The 1524-nt window shown below is 59.8% G+C and carries 2 protein-coding genes; both read left to right on the plus strand.

What is annotated here, in order from left to right:
* The coding region (locus DL240_RS19465) for an RCC1 domain-containing protein (protein ID WP_199589881.1) at window positions 1-1223 on the plus strand (1223 nt) is incomplete at its 5' end.
* 65 nt (window positions 1224-1288) lie between these two features.
* The coding region (locus DL240_RS19470; RefSeq protein ID WP_199589882.1) for a hypothetical protein at window positions 1289-1524 on the plus strand (236 nt) is incomplete at its 3' end.

Consider the following 1524-nt stretch of genomic DNA (forward strand, 5'->3'; position numbering starts at 1 on the left):
TCGCCTGTGAGGGGCTGGCCTTCCCCGAAGGTGAGGCCGAGGTGGTCATCACGCTCAACGCCTGCGCTACCGGTCTGGAGCCGGTGCACTGCCTGGAAGAGCAGGTTTACACATTCACGTATCAAGCCCCCACCTGGACGCAGGTGGCCACCGGCGCCGAGCACTCCTGCGGCATCCTCGACGACGGCACGTTGTGGTGTTGGGGTAATAACGGCAGCGGTCGCCTGGGCGACGGATCCAGCACCCAGCGCAGCCAGCCCACGCGAGTGGCTGGTGATGGCGTGTGGGCTCAGGTGAGCGCGGGGGGGCAGCATACCTGTGGAGTTAAGGAGGATGGGAGTTTGTGGTGTTGGGGGTTGAATAGTGATGGTCAGGTCGAACCCGCACTCAACAACGCGACAAATTACAATACTCCTCATCAAATAGGGACGGAATTAAACTGGAGCGTTGTAACCACTGGCGCAGAACATACCTGTGCAATTAATGATGAAAACATCCTTTATTGTTGGGGCCGCAATCAATCCCAACAACTCGGCACCGGCACCCCCGTCGACGACCGCACTCGCGTGGAGATCACCAGCGGCGGCACCACCATCGACACCTTCGTGGCCGTCGCCGCCGGCGATGCGCATACCTGCGCGGTGACGGCTCAGGGGGCGAATGGGTGGTGTTGGGGGCGTTTTTCGAGTGGGCAGCTGAACGGTGGCACTTCGGGTAATAGTGCTCCTCGTCCCGTTGGCATTCCGGTCTCAGATGAGAACTATACCACAACCACAATAACAGCAGGCGGAGCACATTCATGTGCCTATGTGTCAGCGAACCAAATTTCTGGAATGCGTTGTTGGGGAAATGGCAGCTCAGGCCAGCTTGGCCATGCTTCTGCCCCAATTGTCGATCAGGTGGAAAACCTTTCCAGTGTTAACATTATCACTACCGGATCGGAGCACACCTGCGCCATCCAGCAAGAGGGGGTCAACAGGGTGGCATATTGTTGGGGACGTGCTGACAACGGACGCCTTGGACATAACGGAAACGCCACCACTGTCCCCACCGCCGTAAACAATGGTTCCACCGACTGGACCGCCATCTCTGCCGGCAAAGAACACACCTGCGGCATCGCCGACGACACGATGTATTGCTGGGGACGAAATAACGCTGGTCAGCTTGGCCATCCCGGCAGCGGTGCCACCCCCACCCCCGTCGCCTGGCCTTACACGCCATAAACTCGGGCTTCGGTAACACGTCCGATCATTAAAACACCCCACCCCCGGCAAACGCTGGAGGTGGGGTGTTTTGCGTCGGGCTCGTACTCGACCTCGTGCTCGTGCTCGACCTCGGACTCGACCTCGTACTCGACCTCGACCTCGACCTCGTACTCGACCTCGAACTCGACCTCGACCTCGACCTCGAACTCGTGCTCGACCTCGGGCTCGTACTCGACCTCGGACTCGAACTCGACCCCGACCTCGTACTCGACCTCGACCTCGACCTCGTACTCGACCTCGAACTCGACCTCGACCTCGA

Origin of the sequence: Lujinxingia litoralis (genome assembly GCF_003260125.1) — a bacterium.
Classification (GTDB): Bacteria; Myxococcota_A; Bradymonadia; order Bradymonadales; family Bradymonadaceae; genus Lujinxingia; species Lujinxingia litoralis.